Origin of the sequence: Pseudonocardia hispaniensis (genome assembly GCF_042658695.1) — a bacterium.
Lineage (GTDB): Bacteria > Actinomycetota > Actinomycetes > Mycobacteriales > Pseudonocardiaceae > Pseudonocardia > Pseudonocardia hispaniensis.
Genome location: NZ_JBHSQW010000028.1, coordinates 82,987 through 103,269 on the forward strand (window position 1 = coordinate 82,987; position 20,283 = coordinate 103,269).

Annotated in this window: 25 protein-coding genes; 18 read left to right on the forward strand and 7 right to left on the reverse strand. The window is 71.7% G+C overall.

Annotated elements, in window-relative coordinates:
• Positions 1–142: 142 nt before the first annotated feature.
• From ACFQE5_RS13755 to ACFQE5_RS13770, 4 genes are read left to right on the forward strand one after another with little or no spacing between them, the layout of a single operon-like run.
• Positions 143–499, forward strand: coding sequence for a YraN family protein (locus tag ACFQE5_RS13755; protein ID WP_379585298.1), 357 nt, complete (start codon positions 143–145; stop codon positions 497–499).
• Positions 499–2,010 (forward strand): YifB family Mg chelatase-like AAA ATPase, encoded by a 1,512-nt coding sequence (locus ACFQE5_RS13760; RefSeq protein WP_379585299.1) that lies wholly within the window; start codon positions 499–501, stop codon positions 2,008–2,010. The genes ACFQE5_RS13755 and ACFQE5_RS13760 overlap by 1 nt, the downstream gene beginning before the upstream one ends.
• A complete protein-coding gene (dprA, locus tag ACFQE5_RS13765) occupies positions 2,007–3,173 on the forward strand; it encodes a DNA-processing protein DprA (RefSeq protein WP_379585300.1) in 1,167 nt (388 codons plus the stop codon). The genes ACFQE5_RS13760 and dprA overlap by 4 nt, the downstream gene beginning before the upstream one ends.
• 49 nt (positions 3,174–3,222) lie before the next feature.
• Positions 3,223–4,146 carry a tyrosine recombinase XerC gene (locus ACFQE5_RS13770; RefSeq protein WP_379585323.1) on the forward strand — a complete coding sequence of 308 codons (924 nt, stop codon included), beginning with the start codon at positions 3,223–3,225 and terminating at the stop codon, positions 4,144–4,146.
• Positions 4,147–4,206: 60 nt separating this feature from the next.
• Here ACFQE5_RS13770 and ACFQE5_RS13775 read toward each other — a convergent pair whose 3' ends face one another.
• On the reverse strand, positions 4,207–4,788 hold the full coding sequence (locus ACFQE5_RS13775; protein WP_379585301.1) for a M23 family metallopeptidase: 582 nt from the start codon (positions 4,786–4,788) through the stop codon (positions 4,207–4,209).
• A 377-nt stretch (positions 4,789–5,165) separates the two neighbouring features.
• Between ACFQE5_RS13775 and rpsB the strand changes: the two genes are divergently transcribed.
• The 6 genes from rpsB to ACFQE5_RS13805 all read left to right on the forward strand — a co-directional run bounded on the left by rpsB (position 5,166) and on the right by ACFQE5_RS13805 (position 10,014).
• Entirely contained in the window at positions 5,166–6,080 is a 915-nt protein-coding gene (gene rpsB, locus ACFQE5_RS13780; RefSeq protein WP_379585302.1) for a 30S ribosomal protein S2, read from the forward strand.
• A gap of 101 nt (positions 6,081–6,181) precedes the next feature.
• Complete coding sequence (gene tsf / locus ACFQE5_RS13785; RefSeq protein ID WP_379585303.1) at positions 6,182–7,015, forward strand: translation elongation factor Ts; 834 nt, start codon at positions 6,182–6,184, stop codon at positions 7,013–7,015.
• Positions 7,016–7,032: 17 nt separating this feature from the next.
• Positions 7,033–7,797 carry a UMP kinase gene (gene pyrH / locus ACFQE5_RS13790; RefSeq protein WP_379585304.1) on the forward strand — a complete coding sequence of 255 codons (765 nt, stop codon included), beginning with the start codon at positions 7,033–7,035 and terminating at the stop codon, positions 7,795–7,797.
• Complete coding sequence (frr, locus tag ACFQE5_RS13795; protein WP_379585305.1) at positions 7,794–8,351, forward strand: ribosome recycling factor; 558 nt, start codon at positions 7,794–7,796, stop codon at positions 8,349–8,351. The genes pyrH and frr overlap by 4 nt, the downstream gene beginning before the upstream one ends.
• Positions 8,351–9,271, forward strand: a complete 921-nt coding sequence (locus ACFQE5_RS13800; RefSeq protein ID WP_379585324.1) for a phosphatidate cytidylyltransferase — start codon at positions 8,351–8,353, stop codon at positions 9,269–9,271. The genes frr and ACFQE5_RS13800 overlap by 1 nt, the downstream gene beginning before the upstream one ends.
• Entirely contained in the window at positions 9,268–10,014 is a 747-nt protein-coding gene (locus ACFQE5_RS13805; RefSeq protein ID WP_379585306.1) for a class I SAM-dependent methyltransferase, read from the forward strand. The genes ACFQE5_RS13800 and ACFQE5_RS13805 overlap by 4 nt, the downstream gene beginning before the upstream one ends.
• Positions 10,015–10,049: 35 nt before the next feature.
• Here the strand turns inward: ACFQE5_RS13805 and ACFQE5_RS13810 are convergent, their stop codons facing one another.
• The gene (locus ACFQE5_RS13810) at positions 10,050–10,505 is read right to left on the reverse strand and encodes a QcrA and Rieske domain-containing protein (RefSeq protein ID WP_379585307.1); all 456 of its coding nucleotides are present in this window, start codon (positions 10,503–10,505) and stop codon (positions 10,050–10,052) included.
• Between the two features lie 124 nt (positions 10,506–10,629).
• Between ACFQE5_RS13810 and ACFQE5_RS13815 the strand changes: the two genes are divergently transcribed.
• Positions 10,630–11,181, forward strand: a complete 552-nt coding sequence (locus ACFQE5_RS13815) for a hypothetical protein (protein ID WP_379585308.1) — start codon at positions 10,630–10,632, stop codon at positions 11,179–11,181.
• A gap of 92 nt (positions 11,182–11,273) precedes the next feature.
• Entirely contained in the window at positions 11,274–12,380 is a 1,107-nt protein-coding gene (gene rlmN / locus ACFQE5_RS13820) for a 23S rRNA (adenine(2503)-C(2))-methyltransferase RlmN (RefSeq protein ID WP_379585309.1), read from the forward strand.
• 58 nt (positions 12,381–12,438) lie between these two features.
• Here rlmN and ACFQE5_RS13825 read toward each other — a convergent pair whose 3' ends face one another.
• Positions 12,439–12,867: a MarR family winged helix-turn-helix transcriptional regulator gene (locus ACFQE5_RS13825; protein WP_379585310.1), complete on the reverse strand. Its 429-nt coding sequence runs from the start codon at positions 12,865–12,867 to the stop codon at positions 12,439–12,441.
• A gap of 17 nt (positions 12,868–12,884) precedes the next feature.
• Between ACFQE5_RS13825 and ACFQE5_RS13830 the strand changes: the two genes are divergently transcribed.
• Complete coding sequence (locus ACFQE5_RS13830) at positions 12,885–13,298, forward strand: MarR family transcriptional regulator (RefSeq protein WP_379585311.1); 414 nt, start codon at positions 12,885–12,887, stop codon at positions 13,296–13,298.
• A 46-nt stretch (positions 13,299–13,344) separates the two neighbouring features.
• On the forward strand, positions 13,345–14,412 hold the full coding sequence (locus ACFQE5_RS13835; RefSeq protein WP_379585312.1) for an ATP-dependent DNA ligase: 1,068 nt from the start codon (positions 13,345–13,347) through the stop codon (positions 14,410–14,412).
• Here ACFQE5_RS13835 and ACFQE5_RS13840 read toward each other — a convergent pair.
• Together ACFQE5_RS13840 and ACFQE5_RS13845 are read right to left on the reverse strand one after the other, a co-directional pair.
• The gene (locus tag ACFQE5_RS13840) at positions 14,352–14,804 is read right to left on the reverse strand and encodes a hypothetical protein (RefSeq protein WP_379585313.1); all 453 of its coding nucleotides are present in this window, start codon (positions 14,802–14,804) and stop codon (positions 14,352–14,354) included. The genes ACFQE5_RS13835 and ACFQE5_RS13840 overlap by 61 nt on opposite strands.
• A 99-nt stretch (positions 14,805–14,903) precedes the next feature.
• Positions 14,904–15,125 (reverse strand): hypothetical protein, encoded by a 222-nt coding sequence (locus tag ACFQE5_RS13845; RefSeq protein ID WP_379585314.1) that lies wholly within the window; start codon positions 15,123–15,125, stop codon positions 14,904–14,906.
• 280 nt (positions 15,126–15,405) lie between these two features.
• Between ACFQE5_RS13845 and mug the strand changes: the two genes are divergently transcribed.
• Positions 15,406–15,963: a G/U mismatch-specific DNA glycosylase gene (gene mug, locus ACFQE5_RS13850; protein ID WP_379585315.1), complete on the forward strand. Its 558-nt coding sequence runs from the start codon at positions 15,406–15,408 to the stop codon at positions 15,961–15,963.
• A 32-nt stretch (positions 15,964–15,995) separates the two neighbouring features.
• Here mug and ligD read toward each other — a convergent pair whose 3' ends face one another.
• On the reverse strand, positions 15,996–16,928 hold the full coding sequence (ligD, locus tag ACFQE5_RS13855) for a non-homologous end-joining DNA ligase (RefSeq protein ID WP_379585325.1): 933 nt from the start codon (positions 16,926–16,928) through the stop codon (positions 15,996–15,998).
• Positions 16,929–16,943: 15 nt separating this feature from the next.
• The gene (locus ACFQE5_RS13860) at positions 16,944–17,204 is read right to left on the reverse strand and encodes a DUF2631 domain-containing protein (protein ID WP_379585316.1); all 261 of its coding nucleotides are present in this window, start codon (positions 17,202–17,204) and stop codon (positions 16,944–16,946) included.
• Between the two features lie 71 nt (positions 17,205–17,275).
• Here ACFQE5_RS13860 and dxr point away from each other — a divergent pair, with 71 nt between their 5' ends.
• The 3 genes from dxr (at position 17,276) to ACFQE5_RS13875 (ending at position 20,186) form a co-directional block, all read left to right on the forward strand.
• Entirely contained in the window at positions 17,276–18,451 is a 1,176-nt protein-coding gene (dxr, locus tag ACFQE5_RS13865; RefSeq protein WP_379585317.1) for a 1-deoxy-D-xylulose-5-phosphate reductoisomerase, read from the forward strand.
• Positions 18,448–19,647 (forward strand): M50 family metallopeptidase, encoded by a 1,200-nt coding sequence (locus ACFQE5_RS13870; RefSeq protein WP_379585318.1) that lies wholly within the window; start codon positions 18,448–18,450, stop codon positions 19,645–19,647. The genes dxr and ACFQE5_RS13870 overlap by 4 nt, the downstream gene beginning before the upstream one ends.
• 77 nt (positions 19,648–19,724) lie before the next feature.
• Positions 19,725–20,186 (forward strand): phosphatase domain-containing protein, encoded by a 462-nt coding sequence (locus ACFQE5_RS13875; protein WP_379585319.1) that lies wholly within the window; start codon positions 19,725–19,727, stop codon positions 20,184–20,186.
• The last annotated feature ends 97 nt before the right edge of the window (positions 20,187–20,283 follow it).

The window sequence follows — 20,283 nt, forward strand, 5'->3', positions numbered from 1 at the left end:
CTCGCGCGCCCTACACCCACGCCCCGACAAGCCGGGCTCGGCACGGCTTCGATCCCCTCGGGCATCCACATCGGGCTCGGATCATCCACAGCCGAGTCGGTGCCTCTCCCCGCGCCGGGTGCGCGCCGCGATCGTGGACGCCATGGCAGCCAAGGATGAGCTCGGCCGCCGCGGTGAGGACGTCGCGGTCGAGTACCTGGAAAAGCGCGGACTGGTCGTGCTGACCCGGAACTGGCGATGTCGGGACGGAGAGCTCGATGTCGTGGCCACGGACGCCGACAGGCTCGTCGTCTGCGAGATCAAGACCCGCTCGGGGACGGGGTTCGGTGCGCCCGCCGAGGCGGTGACGGGTCGCAAGGCCGCGCGGATCAGGCGCGTCACTCAGGCGTGGCTCGCCGCGCACAGGGTGCGCTGGTGCGAGGTCCGGTTCGACGTCGTCGCGGTGTTGATCGAACCGGGACGTCCGGCCACGCTGCAGCACTACGAGGCGGCGTTCTGATGGCCGCACCCGCCCGCGCGTGGTCGGTGGCGCTGCGCGGCGTCGAGGGACATGCCGTCGAGATCGAGGCCGCCATCGGTGGCGGGCTGCCGGGGATCCACCTGGTCGGGCTGCCCGACGCGGCGTTGCACGAGTCCAAGGACCGGGTGCGTGCGGCGGTGGTGAACTCCGGGCGCGCCTGGCCCAACGAGCGGATCGTGCTGGCGCTCTCCCCGGCGACGTTGCCCAAGGCCGGTTCGGGATTCGACCTCGCACTGGCCTGCGGTGTTCTCGCGGCCGCCGGTGTGGTGAGCCAGTCGGCGCTGGATCGGACGGTCCTGCTCGGGGAGCTTGCGCTGGACGGGCGGCTCCGCCCGGTCCGTGGGGTGCTGCCCTGCCTGCTGGCGGCGCGGGCCGCCGGGCTTCGACGGGTCGTGGTGCCGGCCGCGACGCTGCCGGAGGCCGCGCTGGTCGACGGCCTCGATCTGCACGGCGCCGAATCGCTGCGTGACGTGCTCGCCTGGTTGACGGAGGGTCGTCCGCTGCGTCACCCCGGTCCCGTCCCCCCGTGCCCACGGGCCGAACCGCCTGATCTCGCCGACGTGATCGGACAGGCCGACGCGCGGCATGCGCTCGAGGTCGCCGCGGCGGGCGGGCACCACCTGCTCATGGTCGGTCCCCCGGGCACCGGCAAGACGATGCTCGCCCAGCGGATCACCGGGCTCCTCCCCGCGCTGGCTGCCGACGACGCGCTGGCGCTCGCGGCGATCCGCTCGGTGGCTGGGCGGCTACCCGAGAACGAGCCGTTGAGCACGATCGCCCCGTTCGTGGCGCCCCACCATTCGACGTCGATGGCGGCGCTGGTCGGTGGGGGAAGCCGGACCGCGAAGCCCGGCGCGGTTTCCCTGGCCCACCGGGGGATCCTGTTTCTGGATGAATGCGCAGAGTTCGGGTCGCACCTGCTGGAATCGCTGCGCACCCCGCTCGAAGAGGGCGAGGTACGACTGGCCAGGGCCGAGGGGACCGTGCGCTACCCGGCGCGGTTCCAGCTCATCCTCGCGGCCAACCCCTGCCCCTGCGCGCCCGCGCACGAGCGGGACTGCATCTGCCCCTCCCTGGTACGCCGTCGCTACCTGGGCCGACTGTCCGGGCCCCTGCTCGACCGGGTCGACCTGCGCACTCGCATGCAACCGGTCACGAGGTTGAGCGGTGCCGACGAGACGGCCGAGAACACGGCATCGGTGCGAGCGCGGGTGCTCGCCGCCCGCGCGGCAGCGGCCGAACGCTGGGCGCCGCACGGGTGGCGGACCAATGCCGAGGTACCGGGCCCGGTCCTGCGCACCCGGTTCGCGCTGCCTTCCTCGACGATCCGTCCGCTCGACGCGGGCCTGCGGTCCGGCGAGCTCACCGCACGCGGCGCGGACCGCGCGTTGCGCGTCGCCTGGACATTGAGTGATCTTGCTGGCCTCGATCGTCCGGAGCGCGAGACGGTCGAGACGGCCCTGTACTTCCGGGATCGGAGGGCGTCGTGAGTTCGCCGGAACCGGTGACGCCCGTGGAGCGCGCGGTGCTGCTCGCCCGCGCGTATCTCTCGCGCGTCGCCGAGCCGCCCGCGGCCGCGCTGGCGGCGTTCGTCGAGGGCCTCGGTGCCGTCGAGGCGGCCGAGCGGGTGCGTCGCGGCGCCGTCCCGGAGCATGTGGCCCGGGAGACCGCCGCCCGCCGCGACGTCGATCGAGCGCAGGCCGACCTCGCCTGTGCCGAAGGCATCGGCGCGCGGTTGCTGGTGCCGGAGGACCCCGACTGGCCGCGGTGGTCCTTCGCCGCATTCGGGCTCACCGGCGATCCGACGCTCGCACCGCCGGTCGCGATGTGGGTGCGCGGGCCCGCGAGGCTGACCGAGCTCACCGAGCGGGCCGTCGCCGTGGTGGGCGCGCGGGCGGCGACGGGGTATGGCATCCACGTCGCGGGCGACGTCGCCGGCGGCCTGGCCGACCGGGGATGCGCCGTCGTCTCCGGCGCCGCGATCGGCATCGACGGCGCCGCGCATCGCGGGGCGCTCGCCGCCGACGGAACGACGGTCGCGGTCCTCGCCTGCGGGATCGACCGGGCCTACCCGGCAGCGCACGCCGCGCTGCTGCAGCGGATCGCGGAGCGCGGGCTCGTCGTCAGCGAGTACCCGCCGACCGCGGTACCGGCCAAACATCGCTTTCTCGTGCGCAATCGGCTGCTCGCGGGGATGGCCGGCGGGACGCTCGTCGTCGAGGCCGGTCTGCGCAGCGGGGCACAGCGCACCGCAGCCGATGCCCGCGCCCTCGGACGGCTCGTCATGGCCGTTCCGGGCCCGGTGACCTCGGGGATGTCCGCGGGCTGTCACGAGCTCATCCGCCAGGGGGCGTTGCTGGTCAGCAGGGTCGAGGAGGTGCTGGAGGCCGTCGGCAGGCTGGGCCTCGACCTGGCCGGTGACCCGGCGCGACCGGTGCATCCGACCGACGGGCTGGATCCCGCGCAGATCCGGGTGCACGACGCGTTGCCGGCCCGAGCCGCGCGGGATATCCGATGGCTGACGCTCGAGTCCGGGCTGCCGATGGAGGCCGTCCGGCCCGCGCTGGTCGAGCTGGAGCGCCGGGGTCTCGCGGAGTATCGAGAGGGCCGATGGCAGCGGCCCTCGCGGGCGCGGACGGGGCAGGCGACGTGACGGGGTGGCGCTGCTTGACCGGCCGGGCCCGGGCCTGCACGGTCGGATCATGGTCCGTCCCGCACCCGAGCTCGCCCCGGACCTCGCCGCTGCGCTCGAGGCGTTCCTGCGCCATCTCGCGGTGGAACGCGGGCGTTCGCCGAACACGGTTCGCGCCTACCGGAGCGACCTGACTGCCCTGCTCGCGCGGCTGCCCGGCGCCGGGCTCACCGCGCTCGACCTGGCCGCGCTACGGGGCTGGCTGGCCGAGGCGCATACCGCGGGCGTGGAGCGAGCAACGCTGGCCCGCCGGACCGCCGCTGTGCGCACGTTCACCGCGTGGGCCCACCGGACCGGCCTGATCGCCGTCGATCCCGCCACCCGGCTGGAGGCTCCGCGCCCGCGCCGGGCGCTACCGGTGGTCGTGACCGCACAGCAGGCGTCCGATCTCCTCGCCGCGGCCTGCGCCGGAGCCGCCCAGAACGATCCGGTGGCCCTTCGCGACCTGCTGCTGCTCGAGTTGCTCTACGCGACGGGCGCCCGGGTCGCGGAGGTGTGTGGGCTCGACGTCGCAGACGTGGACCGGGGGCGGCGGACCCTGCGCGTGCGCGGCAAGGGCGACCGCGAGCGGATGGTGGTGTACGGCGTCCCGGCGGAGCGGGCTCTGACGCGATGGCTGGATGTGGGCCGCCCGGGGCTGGAGCGGGTGGGGTCGCCGCCGGCCTTGCTGCTGGGGGCGCGTGGCGGGCGGCTCGATCCGCGTGTCGCCCGGTCGGTCGTGCACCGGGCGGTGTCGGCGGTGCCGGGCGCACCGGACATCGGGCCCCACGGCCTGCGGCACGCCGCGGCGACGCATCTGCTCGACGGCGGCGCGGATCTGCGCTACGTCCAGGAGTTGCTCGGTCACTCCACCCTGGCGACGACGCAGATCTACACGCATGTGACCGCCGACCGGCTGCGGGCGGCGCACGACCAGGCGCACCCCAGGGCCTGACCGGTGCCGGCCGTGGCTGTGCGGCTCGGTTCCCCGGGGTGCGGGCCGGTCCGCCGCGGGTCAGCCGGGCCCGGCTGCCGGAACCGGTAGCAGCCGCAGCCGAGCGGGTCGGACCAGCAGGAGCGGGTCGAGGTAGTCGGCCTCGCCGCGACGGAGCCCCCAGTGCAGGCAGGCCGGGTCCGGACAGCCGGGGTGGCCCGGTTCGAGGCTGCCGATGGTCTCGCCGCGGCGGACGACGGACCCCGCGGTGACCGCGGCGGTCACCGGCTCGTAGGTGGTGCGCAGCCCGTCCTCGTGCCGTATCGAGACGACCCCGCGCCCGGCGAGGAGCCCCGCGTACACGACGGTGCCCGCCCGGGCGGCGAGCACCGGCTGGCCGGGCTGCCCAGCCAGGTCAACCCCCCGGTGCCCCGGCCCGTAGCGGTGCGCGGGCTCCCGGAACGGGGCGCGGACCACGGGCGGCGGATCCAGCGGCCAGCCGTAGGCCGGTTGGGGCGCCGGCGCGCCCCGGGCTGGTGGGGCCGGACCAGGCTGCGCCGGTGCGGCGGCTGCCCCGCCCGACCAGGTCAGCGCCACCGTCGTCACCAGCGCGACGCACGCCGCCCACCCTCGGCCACCGGCCAGGGTCCTTACCGCGGTCATGCCTCGAGCGTGACCGTCGGCCGCGTCCGGCGGCACCGTGATGCCCGCGGCTGTGGACCGCCGGATCCGGTTGTGGACAACCGGGGCGGTTCGCGGACGTCCGGGTGAGCTCGATCGGTGCCGACGCGTACACTTGCCCTGCGCTTCGAGCCTCTCGAAGCGACTACGCGCGTTCGCGTACCCCGGTGCCGGCCGCCGCCCGGCGGCCCGGCGGTGGGGACGGTTTCCGGGCGGTCCCGCGGATCCACGGCTCGCACGACCGGTGCCGGGGGAGCGGGTCCGGATGCCGACGTGGCGCCAGGACGGCCGCCAACCGGCGGCCTGTGAACCGCACGCGCGGTGAACCGCCGCGCCCGAGCGAGAGGTGAACATCGGCGATGGCCGTCGTCACCATGAAGCAGTTGCTGGACTCCGGTGTGCACTTCGGGCACCAGACCCGCCGCTGGAACCCGAAGATGAAGCGCTACATCCTCACCGAGCGCAACGGCATCTACATCATCGACCTCCAGCAGACGCTGTCCTACATCGACCGTGCCTACGAGTTCGTCCGGGAGACGGTCGCGCACGGTGGCTCGATCCTGTTCGTCGGCACCAAGAAGCAGGCGCAGGAGGCCATCGCCGAGGAGGCGGGCCGGGTCAACATGCCGTTCGTGAACCAGCGCTGGCTGGGCGGCATGCTCACCAACTTCCAGACCGTGCACAAGCGGCTGCAGCGCCTCAAGGAGCTGGAGTCGATGGAGCAGACGGGGGGCTTCGAGGGTCGCACCAAGAAGGAGATCCTCATGCTCACCCGCGAGAAGGACAAGCTGGAGAAGACCCTCGGCGGAATCCGGGACATGGCCAAGGCTCCGAGCGCGATCTGGGTGGTCGACACCAAGAAGGAGCACATCGCCGTCGGCGAGGCCCGCAAGCTGGGCATCCCGGTCGTCTCCATCCTCGACACCAACTGCGACCCCGACGAGGTGGACTTCCCGATCCCGGGCAACGACGACGCCATCCGCTCGGCGGCGCTGCTCACGAAGGTCATCGCACGCGCCGCGGCCGACGGTCTGATGGCCCGTTCGGCGCGCAGCGGTGCCCGCGCCGCCGACGGCGAGGACAAGCCGGAGGCAGGAGTGGCCAGCGACGAGCCGCTGGCGGAGTGGGAGCAGGATCTGCTCGCGGGCGGCGGTGAGGTGGGGTCCGACGGCGCGAGCCTGTCCGGTGCGGGTAGCGACGCCGAGGCGCCCAACGCCGCGTCCACCCCGGCTCCGGCCAGCACCAGCAACGGCACCCAGCAGACCGCCGGCTGATCCAGTCCCCGAACGGGAGTGGCCGGTCCGCAGGTTCGCGGACCGGCCGCCCACCCGGTCATCCCGATCCGCATCGACAAGAGGACGAAGAGACCACAGCGATGGCGAACTACACCGCCGCCGACGTCAAGCGGCTCCGTGAGCTCACCGGTTCCGGAATGATGGACTGCAAGAAGGCCCTCGAGGAGTCCGACGGCAACCTCGAGAAGGCCGTCGAGCTGCTGCGCATCAAGGGCGCGAAGGACGTCGGCAAGCGCGCCGAGCGCACCACCTCCAACGGTCTGGTGGCGGCGAGCGGTGACGGCGCCGGCACGATGGTCGAGCTCGACTGCGAGACGGACTTCGTCGCCAAGAGCGCCGACTTCCAGGAGCTCGCCGGCAAGATCCTGCAGGTCGCGATCCAGCAGGAGCCCGCCGACCTCGACGGTCTGCGCGGCGCCGCGCTCGGCGACACCACGGTCGAGGAGGCGATTCAGGCTCTGTCGGCCCGCATCGGCGAGAAACTCGAGCTCAAGCGCTACGTCCGGCTCGACGGCCCGGTCGCGCTGTACCTGCACCGCCGCTCCTCCGACCTGCCGCCGGCCATCGGTGTGCTGGTCGCCTACGAGGGCTCCGGTGACGCCGTCGAGCAGACCATGCGCGATGTCGCGATGCACATCGCCGCCGCTCGCCCGCGCTACACCACCCGCGAGGAGGTGCCTGCGGACGTCCTCGACAACGAGAAGCGCATCGCCGAGGCCACGGCCCGCGAGGAGGGCAAGCCGGAGAACGTCCTGGCGCGCATCGTCGAGGGCCGCATCACGGGCTTCTACAAGGACGTCGTGCTGCTGGAGCAGGCATCGGTGCAGGACTCGAAGAAGACCGTGAAGGCGCTGATCGACGCCGCCGGTGTCACGGTCACGACCTTCGTCCGGTTCGAGGTAGGCCAGGCCTGAAATCGGGCCGAAGAACGATGACTGATCGAGGGAGCGACGCCGTCACCACCCGTCCTGGATACCGCCGCGTGCTGCTGAAGCTCGGTGGTGAGATGTTTGGTGGCGGGAGTCTCGGCGTCGATCCCACGGTCGTCGAGACCGTGGCGCGGCAGATCGCCGAGGTTGTTCGCAGCGGTGTCGAGATCGCCGTGGTGATCGGCGGGGGCAACTTCTTCCGCGGCTCCGAGCTGCAGCAGCGCGGCATGGACCGGGCCCGTGCCGATTACATGGGCATGCTCGCCACGGTCATGAACTGCCTTGCGTTGCAAGACTTCCTGGAGCGTCAGTACCGGATCGACACCCGAGTGCAAACCGCGATCACGATGGGGCAGGTGGCCGAGGCCTACATCCCGCGGCGCGCGATGCGGCACCTGGAGAAGGGGCGGGTCGTGATCTTCGGCGCGGGGGTGGGGATGCCGTACTTCTCCACCGACACCGCCGGCGCCCAGCGCGCCCTGGAGATCGGATGCGAGGCATTGCTGCTGGCCAAAGGCGTGGATGGCGTCTACACCGCCGACCCGAAGACCGACGGCGACGCGGAGTTGTTCACCGAGATCACCCACCGCGAGGTGCTGGAGCGCGGACTCAAGGTCGCCGACGCGACGGCGTTCAGCCTGTGCATGGACAATCGGATGCCGATCATCGTGTTCAACCTGCTGACCGAGGGCAACATCGCCCGAGCGGTGCGGGGTGAGAGGATCGGCACGCTGGTCAGCACGCCCGAGAGCAGGGAGCAGCCATGATCGACGAGGCTCTTTTCAACGCCGAGGAGAAGATGGAGAAGGCCGTCTCGGTGGCAAAGGACGATCTGGCGAGCGTCCGCACCGGGCGGGCGACACCCGCGATGTTCTCCAGGGTGGTCGTCGACTACTACGGTGCGATGACGCCGATCAACCAGCTCGCCTCGGTGACGGTGCCCGAGGCCCGGATGGCGGTGATCAAGCCCTACGACGTCAGTCAGCTCGCGGCGCTGGAGAAGGCCATCCGCAATTCCGATCTCGGCGTCAACCCCACCAACGACGGCCAGATCATCCGGGTGGTGATCCCGCAGCTGTCCGAGGAACGTCGCCGCGAGATGGCGAAGGTCGCGCGCGCCAAGGGCGAGGACGCCCGGGTCACGATCCGCAACATCCGCCGTAAGGCGATGGAGGAACTGCACCGCATCGTCAAGGACGGCGAGGCGGGGGAGGACGAGGTCGGTCGGGCCGAGAAGGAGCTGCAGGCCACCACCGACAAGTACGTTCACCAGGTCGACGAACTGGTCAAGAACAAGGAAGCCGAGCTACTCGAAGTCTGATCGCGTCGGTGAGTACGTCCCGTGAATCCGCAGCGACCGCGGCACCGACGGTGCCGACGGCGGGCCCGGTGAGCCCGGGCCCTTGCGACGCGGCGCCGCCCCGTTCCTCGCGGCTGGGCCGCAATCTCGCCGCGGCGATAGTCGTCGGCCTCGGGCTCGGCGCGCTGATCCTGCTGGCGCTGTTGATCGTCCGGCAGTACTTCATCGTCGTGCTCGCCGTGGCCGCGGCCGTCGGGACCTGGGAGATCGCCGGGGCACTGCGCCGCGGCGCGGGTATCACGGTGCCGCTGCCCGTGCTGCTCGTCGGCGGGCAGGCCATGATCTGGCTGAGCTGGCCGTTCGGGCTGTCCGGGCTGGCGGTGTCGTTCGCGGCGACCGTGCTGGCATGTCTGCTGTGGCGGATGCGCGGGGGCGCCGCCGATTACCTGCGCGACATCGGGGCCAGCGTGTTCACCGCGGCCTACGTGCCGTTGTTCGTGTCGTTCGCGACGCTGCTGGTGGTACCGGCCGACGGTGTGGGCAGGGTCCTCACGTTCATGATCTGTGTCGTCGCCTCCGATGTGGGCGGCTACGCGGCCGGCGTGCTCGCGGGCCGGCACCCGATGGCGCCGTCGATCAGTCCGAAGAAGTCGTGGGAGGGCTTCGCGGGTTCGCAGGTGACCGGCATGGTCGCGGGCGCGCTGTGTCTCGTGCTGCTGCTGGACGCCCAGTGGTGGCTCGGGGCGATCACCGGGGCCGTGCTGGTGACCACCGCGACGCTCGGTGACCTCGTCGAGTCGTTGATCAAACGCGATCTCGGGATCAAGGACATGGGTGCGTTGCTGCCGGGCCATGGGGGGCTGATGGATCGGATGGACTCGCTGCTGCCTGCGGCCTTCGTGTCCTGGGCGGTGCTGAGCATCGCCGTGCCGGTGGCGTGAGGAACTGGTTCGCGGGGTTCGGCGGCCAGCGGCGGCCCGGACCGGCGATCCCCAGCCCGAACATCTGGCACTGGCCGGACATCTACGAGCGGGAGAACACCGCCCAGGACGCCGATGGCGCGATCTGGGCGGTGCTGCGCGAACTGGCCCCATGGGCCGGAGCCGACATCCTCGATATCGGCTGCGGCGACGGCTACCACCTCCCGTTGTTCGCCGCCGACGCCCGTTCGGTCATCGGCGTCGAGCCACATCCCCCGTTGGTCGAACGCGCCCGCGCGCGGGTCGCCGAGCTGACCGGGGTTCGGGTGTTCCAGGCCGGGGCCGCAGCGCTGCCGCTGTCCGACCGAAGCGTCGACGTCGCGCACGCGCGCACCGCGTATTTCTTCGGCCCCGGCTGCGAGGCGGGGCTCACCGAGGTCGACCGGGTGCTGCGGCCGGGCGGCGCGCTGGCGATCGTCGATCTCGACTTCACCGCGGCGCCCTATGGCGACTGGCTGCGGGCCGATCTGCCCCGTTATGACCCGGCCTCGGTCGAAGGCTTCTTCGCCGAGCGCGGCTTCACGATGCGCCGGGTACCCACGGTCTGGCGCTTCACCGACCGGCCCACGCTCGAGGCGGTGCTGCGCATCGAGTTCTCTGCTGCGGTGGCCGAACGGGCCATCGCAACGACGCCTGGGCTGACGATCCCGGTCGGTTACCGGGTGCACGTCCGCCGCAGGCCTACCGGGGTTGTGAGTGCGTAACAGTGTGAGAACACTGTTACGCACTCACGGAGCAGCTACTCCAGCGCGATCTCCTCGTTCTTGATCGTGATCGGCTGCGGGGTGAGGGACCGCTCGGCCGGACCGCGCACCACCGAACCGTCGAGAGCGAAGATGCTGCCGTGGCACGGGCAGATGATCGAGGCGCCCTGCACCCCGTTGACCGTGCAGCCCTGGTGCGGGCAGGTCGTGGAGAACCCGGCGAACTGTCCGGCGGTTGCCTGGGTGACGACCACGCCCTGGTTCCGGTAGATCTTCGCGCCCCCGACCGGAACCTCGCCGGTCGGACCCAGCACCGTGCCCGCTGCGGCGGTCGCGCCGGTCCGGCCGCGGTTGCCGGCTGCCGTCGTCGAACAGCCGGTCACGACGAGGGCGGCCCCGATCGCGGCGGCGCCGGCGCCGGACACCAGGGCGCGGCGGCTGAGCGGGGTGACCGGAGCACCGATCGCGGGCTCGGTGTCCTGATCGGACATTGATTCGCTCCTTCGAAAGGCAGGCTGTCGAACCTGCTCGGCTACTCGTGCCACGATGCCATTCCCGTTCGGCGCCCCCGCGGGGTGGCGTCGGCCGGCCGGACTGGGTGGTTACCGTTGTTGCATGACCCGGCCCAATCGCGTGCCCGACCAGGTCGTCGCGCCGTACCTGGAGGTGATCATCGGCGCAGTGTGGTGGGTGATCGGAACGCTGGCGCTGCCGTCGGGCATCGGGACGGTGCTGATGGCGGCGGGCCTCGGCGTCACCGGTGTGCTCTGGACCACGGCACGGCGCCGCTTCGGCGCGGGTGTGCGGCTCGACCCGGAGCGTCGGACGCGGCTGCTGCGGCTCGTGCTCGGGGCGCTCGGCCTGATCGTGCTGGCGGTCGTCGGGCTCGGGGCGACGAGCTGGGCGGAGCTGAGGGCCCCGGTGGCGTGCGCGATCGTTGCGGCGGTGCTGTTCCCGCTGGCGTCGTTGCTGCAGGAACGCTCCTATGTCGCGGTCGGCGGACTACTGCTGGTGCTGGGCGCGAGCGGGGCGCTGCTGGCGTTGGACGCGGCGGGCAGCGCCGGACCACAGGGGCTGGTCGGCATGGGCGCCGCGGCGGCACTGTGGGGTGCGGGAGCGCTCCGGTTCGGTCTGCTGGAGGACGTACGGGACCGGGTGCGGCGCTGACCGGAGCGAACGTCGGCACCCAGCGGAGCGATGTCGTCGCCGAGCGGAGCGCGGTCGAGCGGGGCCGCAGCGGCTGGCACAATCGAGGGGCCATGACCTCTCTTCCCTTGGTCTTCGAGGCGCCACGGCGGGCCATGCCGCCACGCCACCTCGCCGATCTCGACCCGGCCGAGCGCCGTGTCGTCGCCGATGAGTTCGGGGTGCCCGCGTTTCGGCTCGACCAGCTCGCCCGGCACTATTTCGGCCGGTTCACCGCCGACGTCGAGGCGATGACCGACATCCCGGCCGCGGGCCGGGAGCGGCTGCGCACCCTGCTGCCCGCACTGGTCGAGCCGGTCACCGTGCAGACGGCCGATCGTGGCACCACCCGCAAGACGCTGTGGCGTGCCCTCGACGGCACGCTGACCGAGTCGGTGCTGATGGGCTATCCGGACCGGGCGACGGTCTGTATCTCCAGCCAGGCCGGCTGTGGGATGGCCTGCCCGTTCTGCGCGACCGGGCAGGGTGGGCTGAAGCGCAACCTGTCCACCGCGGAGATCGTCGACCAGGTCCGGCAGGCCGCCGCGGCAGCCCGGGAAGGGGCCCTCGGCGAGCCGACCCGGTTGTCGAACGTCGTATTCATGGGGATGGGCGAGCCGCTGGCCAACTACAAGCGGGTGATCGCGGCTGTCCGACGGATCATCGAGCGCTCGCCCAACGGGCTGGGTATCTCGGCTCGTGGGGTCACGGTGTCCACCGTCGGGCTGGTTCCCGGGATCGACCGGCTCGCGGCCGAGGGGTTGCCTGTCACCTTGGCGGTCTCCCTGCACACTCCCGACGATGAGCTGCGCGACACCCTGGTCCCGGTGAACAATCGGTGGAAGGTCGAGGAGGTGCTCGCCGCCGCGCGCCGCTACGCGCGCACGACCGGGCGTCGGGTGTCCATCGAGTACGCCTTGATCCGCGACGTCAACGACCAGCCGTGGCGGGCCGAGCTACTCGGCACCCTGCTGCGCCGGCACATCGGGACGCGCCTGGTGCACGTCAATCTGATCCCGCTCAACCCCACCCCGGGCAGCGAATGGGACGCCTCGCCGCGGCCGGTACAGGACGAGTTCGTCGCCCGGGTTCGCGCCGCCGGCGTGGCCTGCACCGTCCGGGACACCCGGGGCCGGGAGATCGACGCCGCCTGCGGCCAGCTGGCTGCCTCTCCCCTGTGAGTGCGTAACAGTGTTCTAACACTGTTACGCACTCACAGGCAGCGCGGCCCCAGATCGGTCAGAGTCCCGCAACGAAGCGGGTGAGCAGCCGGGCGAACTCCATGCGCTCGGCCGGGGTCCAGCCGTCCATCGCCGCGGCGAAGCGAGCCCGGCGGTGCCGATGTACCGCGGCGAGCCGCTCGCGGCCCGCCGCGGTGAGCTCGAGCCGCGACCGCCTGCCGTCGTGCTGCTCGGCCTCCCGGCGCACGAGCCCGGCCTCGACCGCCCCGGCGGCGAGTTTGCTCGCCCGCGGCTGGTCGACGCCCAGCGCGGCGGCGAGCGCCGTCACCCCCAGGTTCCGGCCGTCCTGCTCGGCCTCCTCGATGGCGTCCAGCACCTGCTGGACCGCGTCGTCGGCCGCCCCGGCCTCCCGGGCGAGCGTGCGCCGCGTCTGCCGTCGCCGCACCGCGACCATCGCCGCCTCGATCTGGCCGACCGCATCGCTCACGGTGCATAATCATAAGCATGTACATGTCTAATGACAACAAGCCGATCGGTTGGTGGCTGCGCTATGTCGACGGCCTCATCGAGCGCGGGTTCGAGACCGCGCTCGCCGACGAGGGCGCCACGCGGCGACAGTGGCAGGTCCTCAACGTGCTGGCAGGCGGCGCCGCCGACGTGGCGGCGGTCGAGGCCGCGCTCGCGCCGTTTCTCACCGCTGACGGCGCCGCCGAGGCGGTGCTGGCCGAGCTCGTCGCCCGCGGCTGGGCGCGCACCGACGGGCCCGCCGTTGCGCTCACCCCGGACGGAGCGGCCGCCCGGGAGCGGATGACCACGGCCGTGCGTCGACACCGGGCCCGGACGGTCCGGGGCATCGACGAGCGGGAGTACGCGGCCCTGGTCGCGACCTTGCGCCGGATGGCCGACAACCTGACCTGACGGATCGGGGTGGTCAGCGCAGCCGATCACCAGGGAGACTGGGCGGGTGCGCCTGCCCGTGATGCCGCCCGTCGCGCCGATGCTGGCCAAGCCGATCAACGATCTTCCGGCCGGCCAGATCTACGAGCCGAAATGGGACGGCTTCCGGTCCATCATCTTCCGGGACGGCGACGAGGTGGAGATCGGCAGCCGCAACGAGCGGCCGATGACCCGCTACTTCCCCGAGCTCGTCGAGGCCGTCCTGGCGAACTTCCCCGAGCGCGCGGTGATCGACGGGGAGATCGTCGTGGCCGACACCGAGCGCAATACCCTCGACTTCGAGGCGCTCCAGCAGCGTATCCATCCCGCCGCGAGCCGGGTGACGCTGCTGGCCGAGCAGACCCCGGCCAGCTTCATCGCCTTCGACGTGCTCGCTCTCGGTGACGACGACCTCACCGGGAGGTCGTTCGAACAGCGCCGGATGCTGCTGGAGGAGGCGCTGGCCGGGGCGGCGGCGCCGATCTACCTCACTCCCGTCACCCGGGACCTCGACACCGCGCGGCGATGGTTCGAGCAGTTCGAGGGCGCCGGTCTCGACGGGCTCATCGCCAAGCAGCCCGACCTGCCCTACCAGCCCGACAAACGGGTGATGGCCAAGATCAAGCACAACCGGACGGCCGACTGCGTCGTCGCAGGCTACCGGGCGCACAAGTCAGGGCCGGACGTGCTGGGCTCGCTGCTGCTGGGGCTCTACGACGAGCGCGGGGTGCTGAACTCGGTCGGTGTTGTCGGTGCGTTTCCGATGGCCACCCGCAGGGAGCTGTTCGTCGAGATGCAGCCGCTGGTCACGACGTTCGATGAGCACCCGTGGAACTGGGCGGCCCACGAGCAGGGTGAGCGGACGCCCCGCAAGAACGAGGCCAGTCGGTGGAACGCCGGTAAGGACCTGTCGTTCGTCCCGCTGCGCCCCGAACGGGTCGTCGAGGTGCGCTACGACTACATGGAGGGCGTCCGGTTCCGGCACACCGCGCAGTTCGTGCGCTGGCGACCCGACCGCGACCCGACCTCGTGCACCTACGCGCAGCTCCTACGGCCCATCCGCTTCGACCTCGCCGACGTGCTCACCAGCGGCTGAGCGCAGCGCCGTACCCGGACGTTGTCGCGCCGGGAATCCGGATATCGCAGGCACAGCCGACGGTAGTCCTTCAGCGAGTCGATCTCATAGCATCGTATCTCCGTCTCGCGGAAGAACACCGAATGCAGGTGTCGCCCCCGACCGGAGAACTCGAATTGCTCGCCGTATTCCCAGGCGCTCTGTCCATTGGTCTGATAGGACGAGGTCCACCTGGCACCCATTGGTTTGTCGGGCATCGTGCGGAGGGCGGGGGTCAGGCTCACCGGCCCGAAGTTGGGTGCTGTGGCGTACCAGGCCTGCGGCGACCTGAGGGGGAGCGCGAACCATCCGGCGCGCAGCCGCTCGTCGAGCGTTGTCGCGAATTCGTCGAGGACGGTGAGCCGGGAAACCATCCGTTGGAACGTGGAGTACAACCCGCGGACAACGGGCGCAGCGGAGAGGGACACGTGATCAGTCCTGGCATTGATCGTGGAGCAGGTGCGGCCCGATCCTCAGCAGTTCACGACGACGGCGGGCGACCATTGGTCGAACCGCTCGTAACGCTGGCCGCCATCCACGATCAGGAAGTTGGCCTTCGACTTGTAGCGTGCACCGTTGATACGTGGCTCGTTGGCTGCCGCGTTCACGAATTTCGCGTCCTCGCCCTTCCCGGCGCTCGAATTCACGAGGTAGAAGTACCCGGGCTGCGTCTCCCGGTACAGATACGACTGCACACCAAGATACTCCTTCGGAGTCGTACACCTGATGACCTGGAGGGCGTGGTGCGTCCGGGCTCGTGGTGGGAGTGGTGCGGGTGGCCGAGCTTCCGGACCGTCGTCATTCTGAATGATCGTGAGAATATTGATCTTCAGCTCACGAGGTCACCCCACAACGGTGGGGCCGCACGCCATACGGAGAGCGACGAATCGGCGGCTTGCCTCTCCTATCCATGCGGCCGTCACCGGGATGGGCGAGGATCGGCGACGTGTTTGTCAGCGGTGTGCCGTGGCCCGGATGAGCGCGCAGGACCTGCGGGCGGCGCGTGACAGGACCATCGCCGACGTGCTGCCCGGCCCCGCCGAGCCGCCGCTGCGGGTGCTGTTCTGCGGCATCAATCCCGGGCTGGTGTCCGCGGCGACCGGGTTTCACTTCGCCCGGCCGGGCAACCGGTTCTGGCCGGTGCTGCACGACTCCGGATTCACCCCGCGCCGCCTGCTGCCCGCCGAGCAGCACGAACTCGCCGCGTTGGGGCTGGGTGTCACGAACCTGGTGGCCAGGGCCACGGCACGCGCCGACGAGTTGACCCACGACGAGCTGCTCAGGGGCGGTCGGCGGCTTCGCGCCTTGGTGGCGCGGCGTCGGCCGCGATGGCTCGCGGTGGTCGGTGTCACCGCCTACCGGGTGGCGTTCGCCGCGCCGCGGGCCGCTGTCGGTCCGCAGGAGCGCAGGCTCGGCGGCACTCGGGTGTGGGTTCTGCCCAACCCCAGCGGGCTCAACGCCCGTTGGTCTCGGGAAGCGATGGCCGAGGAGTTCACGCGGCTCCGCATCGCCGCAGATCAACAGGGGCTGTGAGTGCGTCACAGTGTTCTAACACTGTTACGCACTCACAGGCGGTCGTGAGCAGCCCACTCCAGCAGTTCGTCGAGCAGGAACACCGCCTCGTCGATTCCGGCGTGCAGGTCACCCAGCTCGGCGAACCGCGTGGGCACGGTGGCGATGGTGAAGTCGCGCGGATCGACGTCGGCGATCTCGTCCCAGCGAATCGGAGTGGAGACCACGGCCTCGGGCACGCCGCGCACCGAGTAGGCGCTGCGGATGGTGTGGTCGCGGGCGTTCTGGTTGTAGTCGACGAAGATCGACGCCGGGTCGCGCTCCTTGCGCCACCACGTCAGGTCGACGAGCCCGTCCGCGCGCCGCTTGACCTCGCGGGCGAAGGCGTGCGCCGCGCGCCGGACATCGGCGAAGTCCCATTCCGGCTTGATCCGCACGTAGATGTGCAAGCCTTTGCCGCCGGAGGTCTTCGGCCAGCCGACCGCGCCGATCTCGGCGAGCACCTCCTGGACCACCGCGGCGACCCGCCGGACGTCGGCGAAACTCGCATCCGGCATCGGGTCGAGATCGATCCGCCACTCGTCGGGTTTCTCGGTGTCGGTCGCCCGTGAGTTCCAGGGATGGAACTCCACCGTCGACATCTGGACGGCCCACACCACGTCGGCCACGTGGGTCACGCACAGCTCATCGGCGTACCGGTCCCATCGGGGGAAGTGCACCCGCACCGTGCGCACCCACTCCGGTGCGCCCCGCGGCAGCCGCTTCTGATGGACCTTCTCACCGGTCACGCCGGTGGGGAAGCGGTGCAGCATGCACGGCCGGTTGTACAGCGCGCGCACGATCCCGTCGCCGACGGCGAGGTAGTAGTGCGCCAGATCGAGCTTGGTCTCCCCGCGGGCCGGGAAGCAGACCCGGTCCGGGTTGGTGATCCGGACGGTCCGGTCGCCGACCTCGAGTTCGACGGCCGGGCTCGTGCGCTCGGCGATGGCGGCCGCCCGCGGTCAGCGCCGCCAGGCGTGGCGCTTGCGAAGGGCGTTGCTGATCAGGCCGACGACGATGACCAGCGCGGGGATCACCATCCACGCGATCTCGGTGACGCTGACGGGGTGACCGATCAGCATGAGTGGCAGCAGGATCGCACAGACGATCCCGGCGATGACGGTGCCCTTCGGGAACCCGCCGTGCCAGCCCCACTCCGCCGACGGTTCGTCCATCGGATCGACCTGCGGCCGCTTCGCCAGCTCCCGAGAATTGCTCGCCACGCCGTCCTCCCAGTACCTCAGGTGTGCGGGCTCATCGTCGCACAACGCCGCACCGGGGATGATGTGTGGTGATGACTGACGCGCACACCCCCCGGTCCGTCCTGGTGCTGGGCTCCACCGGGTCGATCGGCACCCAGGCCCTCGACGTCATCGCCCACGCCGACGGTCGGTTCGTCGTGGCCGGGCTGGCGGCGGGCGGCGGCGACCCGGCCCTGCTCGCGGCGCAGGTCCGCGCCACCGACGTGCGGCGCGTCGCCGTCGCGGATCCGGTCGCGGCCGCCGCGCTGCGCACCGAGTTGAGCGGTGTCGAGGTCCTGGAGGGCCCCGAGGCCGCCGCCGAGCTCACCGCGACCACCCCGGCGGATGTCGTCCTGAACGGCATCACCGGCTCCCGCGGCCTGGGGCCGACGCTGGCCGCGCTCACGGCGGGGGCGACCCTCGCCCTCGCCAACAAGGAATCGCTGGTGGCCGGCGGGAAGCTGGTGACGGGTGCGGCCCGGCCCGGCCAGATCGTGCCGGTCGACTCCGAGCACTCGGCGCTCGCGCAGTGCCTGCGCGGCGGCGCCGCGGCCGAGGTGGCGCGGCTCGTGCTCACCGCGTCGGGCGGGCCGTTCCGCGGCCGGCGCCGTGACGAGCTGGCCCACGTCGGGCTCGACGACGCGCTCCGACACCCCACCTGGGACATGGGGCCGGTCGTGACCATCAACTCCGCGACACTGGTCAACAAGGGGCTGGAGCTCATCGAGGCGCACCTGTTGTTCGGGGTGCCCTACGAGCGGATCGACGTCGTCGTGCACCCGCAGTCGATCGTGCACTCGATGGTCACCTTCGTCGACGGCTCGACGATCGCGCAGGCCAGTCCGCCGGACATGCGGCTGCCGATCGCGCTGGCGCTGGGCTGGCCCGATCGGGTGCCGGACGCCGCGGCGGCGTGCGCCTGGGACACCGCGCAGAGCTGGACCTTCGAGCCCCTGGACGACGACGCGTTTCCCGGGGTGCGGCTGGCCCGCGTGGCCGGGACGGCGGGCGGTGGCCTGCCCGCCGTGTTCAACGCGGCGAACGAGGAGGCAGTGGCGGCGTTCGTTGCGGGTTCCCTGTCGTACCTGGGGATCACCGAGGTCGTCGAGCGCACCCTGGGCGCCGCCGACGGCTGGCGGGGCGATCCGGCTACCGTGGCGGATGTGTTGGCCGCTGAGGACTGGGCCCGGGCGCACGCCCGCGAGCTGGCGGGAAGGCTCGGGTCGTGAGCTTCGTCATCGGTGTCGTGCTGTTCGCGCTCGGCATCGCGATCTCCATCGCGCTGCACGAGGCGGGGCACCTGCTCACCGCGAAGGCGTTCGGCATGCGCGTGCGCCGCTACTTCATCGGTTTCGGGCCCACGATCTTCTCCTTCCGCCGGGGGGAGACCGAGTACGGCCTGAAGGCCATCCCGGCCGGCGGCTTCTGCGATATCGCGGGGATGACCGCGCTGGACGAGGTCGCGCCCGAGGAGCGGCCGCGGGCCTTCTTCCGCAAGCCGACGTGGCAGCGGGTCGTCGTGCTGTCGGCGGGGTCGGCGATGCACTTCCTCATCGGGATGCTGCTGATCTTCGTGCTCGCCGTCACGGCCGGCCTGCCGAACGCCGGGGATCTCGCGGTGGCCGGTCAGGTGAGCTGCGCGGCGAACCAGGACCCGGTGACCGGGAAGCTCCAGCCGTGCGGACCGGGGGTGCCGACACCCGCCGCCGACGCCGGTGTCCAGGCCGGCGACCGGATCCTGTCCGTGGCGGGAACCCCCGTGGCGACGTGGCCAGACGCGGTCGCCGCGATCCAGGCGGCCGCCGGGCCGACCCAGATCGTCGTCCAGCGGGACGGCCGGGAGGTTCCGCTGACCGTCGATGTGGCGCCGGTGCAGCGGGTCGACGCGCGGACCGGGCAGGTCCGCACGGTCGGGGCCATCGGCCTCGCCCAGCAGTTGGTGTTTGCCTACGGCCCGATGGCGGCCGTGCCCGCCACGGTGGACTACACCGGCGTGATGTTCAGCAACGTCTGGACGGGGCTCGGGATGTTCCCGGAGAAGATCCCGCGGCTCATCGACGCGATCGGCGGGGGCGTGCGCGACGAGAACAGCCCGGTCAGCGTCGTCGGGGCCAGCATCATCGGCGGTGACGCGGCCGAACGGGGGCTGTGGAGCCTGTTCGTCCTGTTGCTCGCGATGCTGAACTTCTTCGTCGGCGTGTTCAACCTGCTGCCGCTGCTGCCGCTGGACGGCGGGCATATCGCGGTGAACCTCTACGAGCGGGTCCGCGACTGGACGCGGGCGAGGCTGGGCAAGGCGACGATGCCTCCGGTCGACTACACCCGGCTGCTGCCGCTCACCTATGCCGTGATCCTCGTGGGCGGTGCGATCAGCCTGCTCACCCTCACCGCCGACATCGTCAACCCGATCCGGCCGTTCGAGTAATGGCCGCCGAACAGATACCGGGCCAGCCCCGCGACGGGTCCGGGGCAGCAGCCCGAGATGGGGCTCGGTCGCTTGCCGTGTTCGACATCGACGGGGTGCTCGCAGACGTCACCCATCGGTTGCACTTCCTGGAGTCCCGTCCGCGGCGCTGGGAACGGTTCTTCGCGGCGGCCGACCGGGACCCGCTGCTGGCCGAGGGCGCCGAACGGCTGCGCGCGGCGCTGACCGCACACGACATCGTCTACCTGACGGGGCGGCCGGAGCGGAACCGGCGGCTCACCGAGAGCTGGCTTGCCCGGCACGATCTGCCCGCCGCGCCGCTGTACATGCGTCCGGACGACGACCATCGCCCGGCGCGGTGGGTCAAACGGGAAGTGCTGCGCCGGCTCGCCGGCTCACGCACGGTGGCCTCGGTGATCGACGACGACCCGGCGGTCGTCGCGGTGCTGGAGGCCGACGGCTGGCCGGTCGAGCTGGCGACCTGGCTGCCGCATTCCTCGACACTCCGGGACGCGCAGGAACGCGCAGGTCGCACCTAGTGCCGTGACCACAAACGTTGCCGGTGAAGCCGATGCTGGTGGGCATGGCTGAACGGGTGAGAGTCAGGCGGCTCTCCGACGAGGAGGGCCAGCGGCT

Excerpts from the sequence above, each read along its gene's own strand:
- ACFQE5_RS13755 (WP_379585298.1), top strand. The coding sequence starts at position 143 with ATGGCAGCCAAGGATGAGCTCGGCCGCCGCGGTGAGGACGTCGCGGTC.
- ACFQE5_RS13760 (WP_379585299.1), top strand. The coding sequence starts at position 499 with ATGGCCGCACCCGCCCGCGCGTGGTCGGTGGCGCTGCGCGGCGTCGAG.
- ACFQE5_RS13770 (WP_379585323.1), top strand. The coding sequence starts at position 3,223 with ATGGTCCGTCCCGCACCCGAGCTCGCCCCGGACCTCGCCGCTGCGCTC.
- ACFQE5_RS13775 (WP_379585301.1), bottom strand. The coding sequence starts at position 4,788 with ATGACCGCGGTAAGGACCCTGGCCGGTGGCCGAGGGTGGGCGGCGTGC.
- rpsB (WP_379585302.1), top strand. The coding sequence starts at position 5,166 with ATGGCCGTCGTCACCATGAAGCAGTTGCTGGACTCCGGTGTGCACTTC.
- tsf (WP_379585303.1), top strand. The coding sequence starts at position 6,182 with ATGGCGAACTACACCGCCGCCGACGTCAAGCGGCTCCGTGAGCTCACC.
- pyrH (WP_379585304.1), top strand. The coding sequence starts at position 7,033 with ATGACTGATCGAGGGAGCGACGCCGTCACCACCCGTCCTGGATACCGC.
- frr (WP_379585305.1), top strand. The coding sequence starts at position 7,794 with ATGATCGACGAGGCTCTTTTCAACGCCGAGGAGAAGATGGAGAAGGCC.
- ACFQE5_RS13810 (WP_379585307.1), bottom strand. The coding sequence starts at position 10,505 with ATGTCCGATCAGGACACCGAGCCCGCGATCGGTGCTCCGGTCACCCCG.
- ACFQE5_RS13815 (WP_379585308.1), top strand. The coding sequence starts at position 10,630 with ATGACCCGGCCCAATCGCGTGCCCGACCAGGTCGTCGCGCCGTACCTG.
- rlmN (WP_379585309.1), top strand. The coding sequence starts at position 11,274 with ATGACCTCTCTTCCCTTGGTCTTCGAGGCGCCACGGCGGGCCATGCCG.
- ACFQE5_RS13830 (WP_379585311.1), top strand. The coding sequence starts at position 12,885 with ATGTACATGTCTAATGACAACAAGCCGATCGGTTGGTGGCTGCGCTAT.
- ACFQE5_RS13840 (WP_379585313.1), bottom strand. The coding sequence starts at position 14,804 with ATGGTTTCCCGGCTCACCGTCCTCGACGAATTCGCGACAACGCTCGAC.
- mug (WP_379585315.1), top strand. The coding sequence starts at position 15,406 with ATGAGCGCGCAGGACCTGCGGGCGGCGCGTGACAGGACCATCGCCGAC.
- dxr (WP_379585317.1), top strand. The coding sequence starts at position 17,276 with ATGACTGACGCGCACACCCCCCGGTCCGTCCTGGTGCTGGGCTCCACC.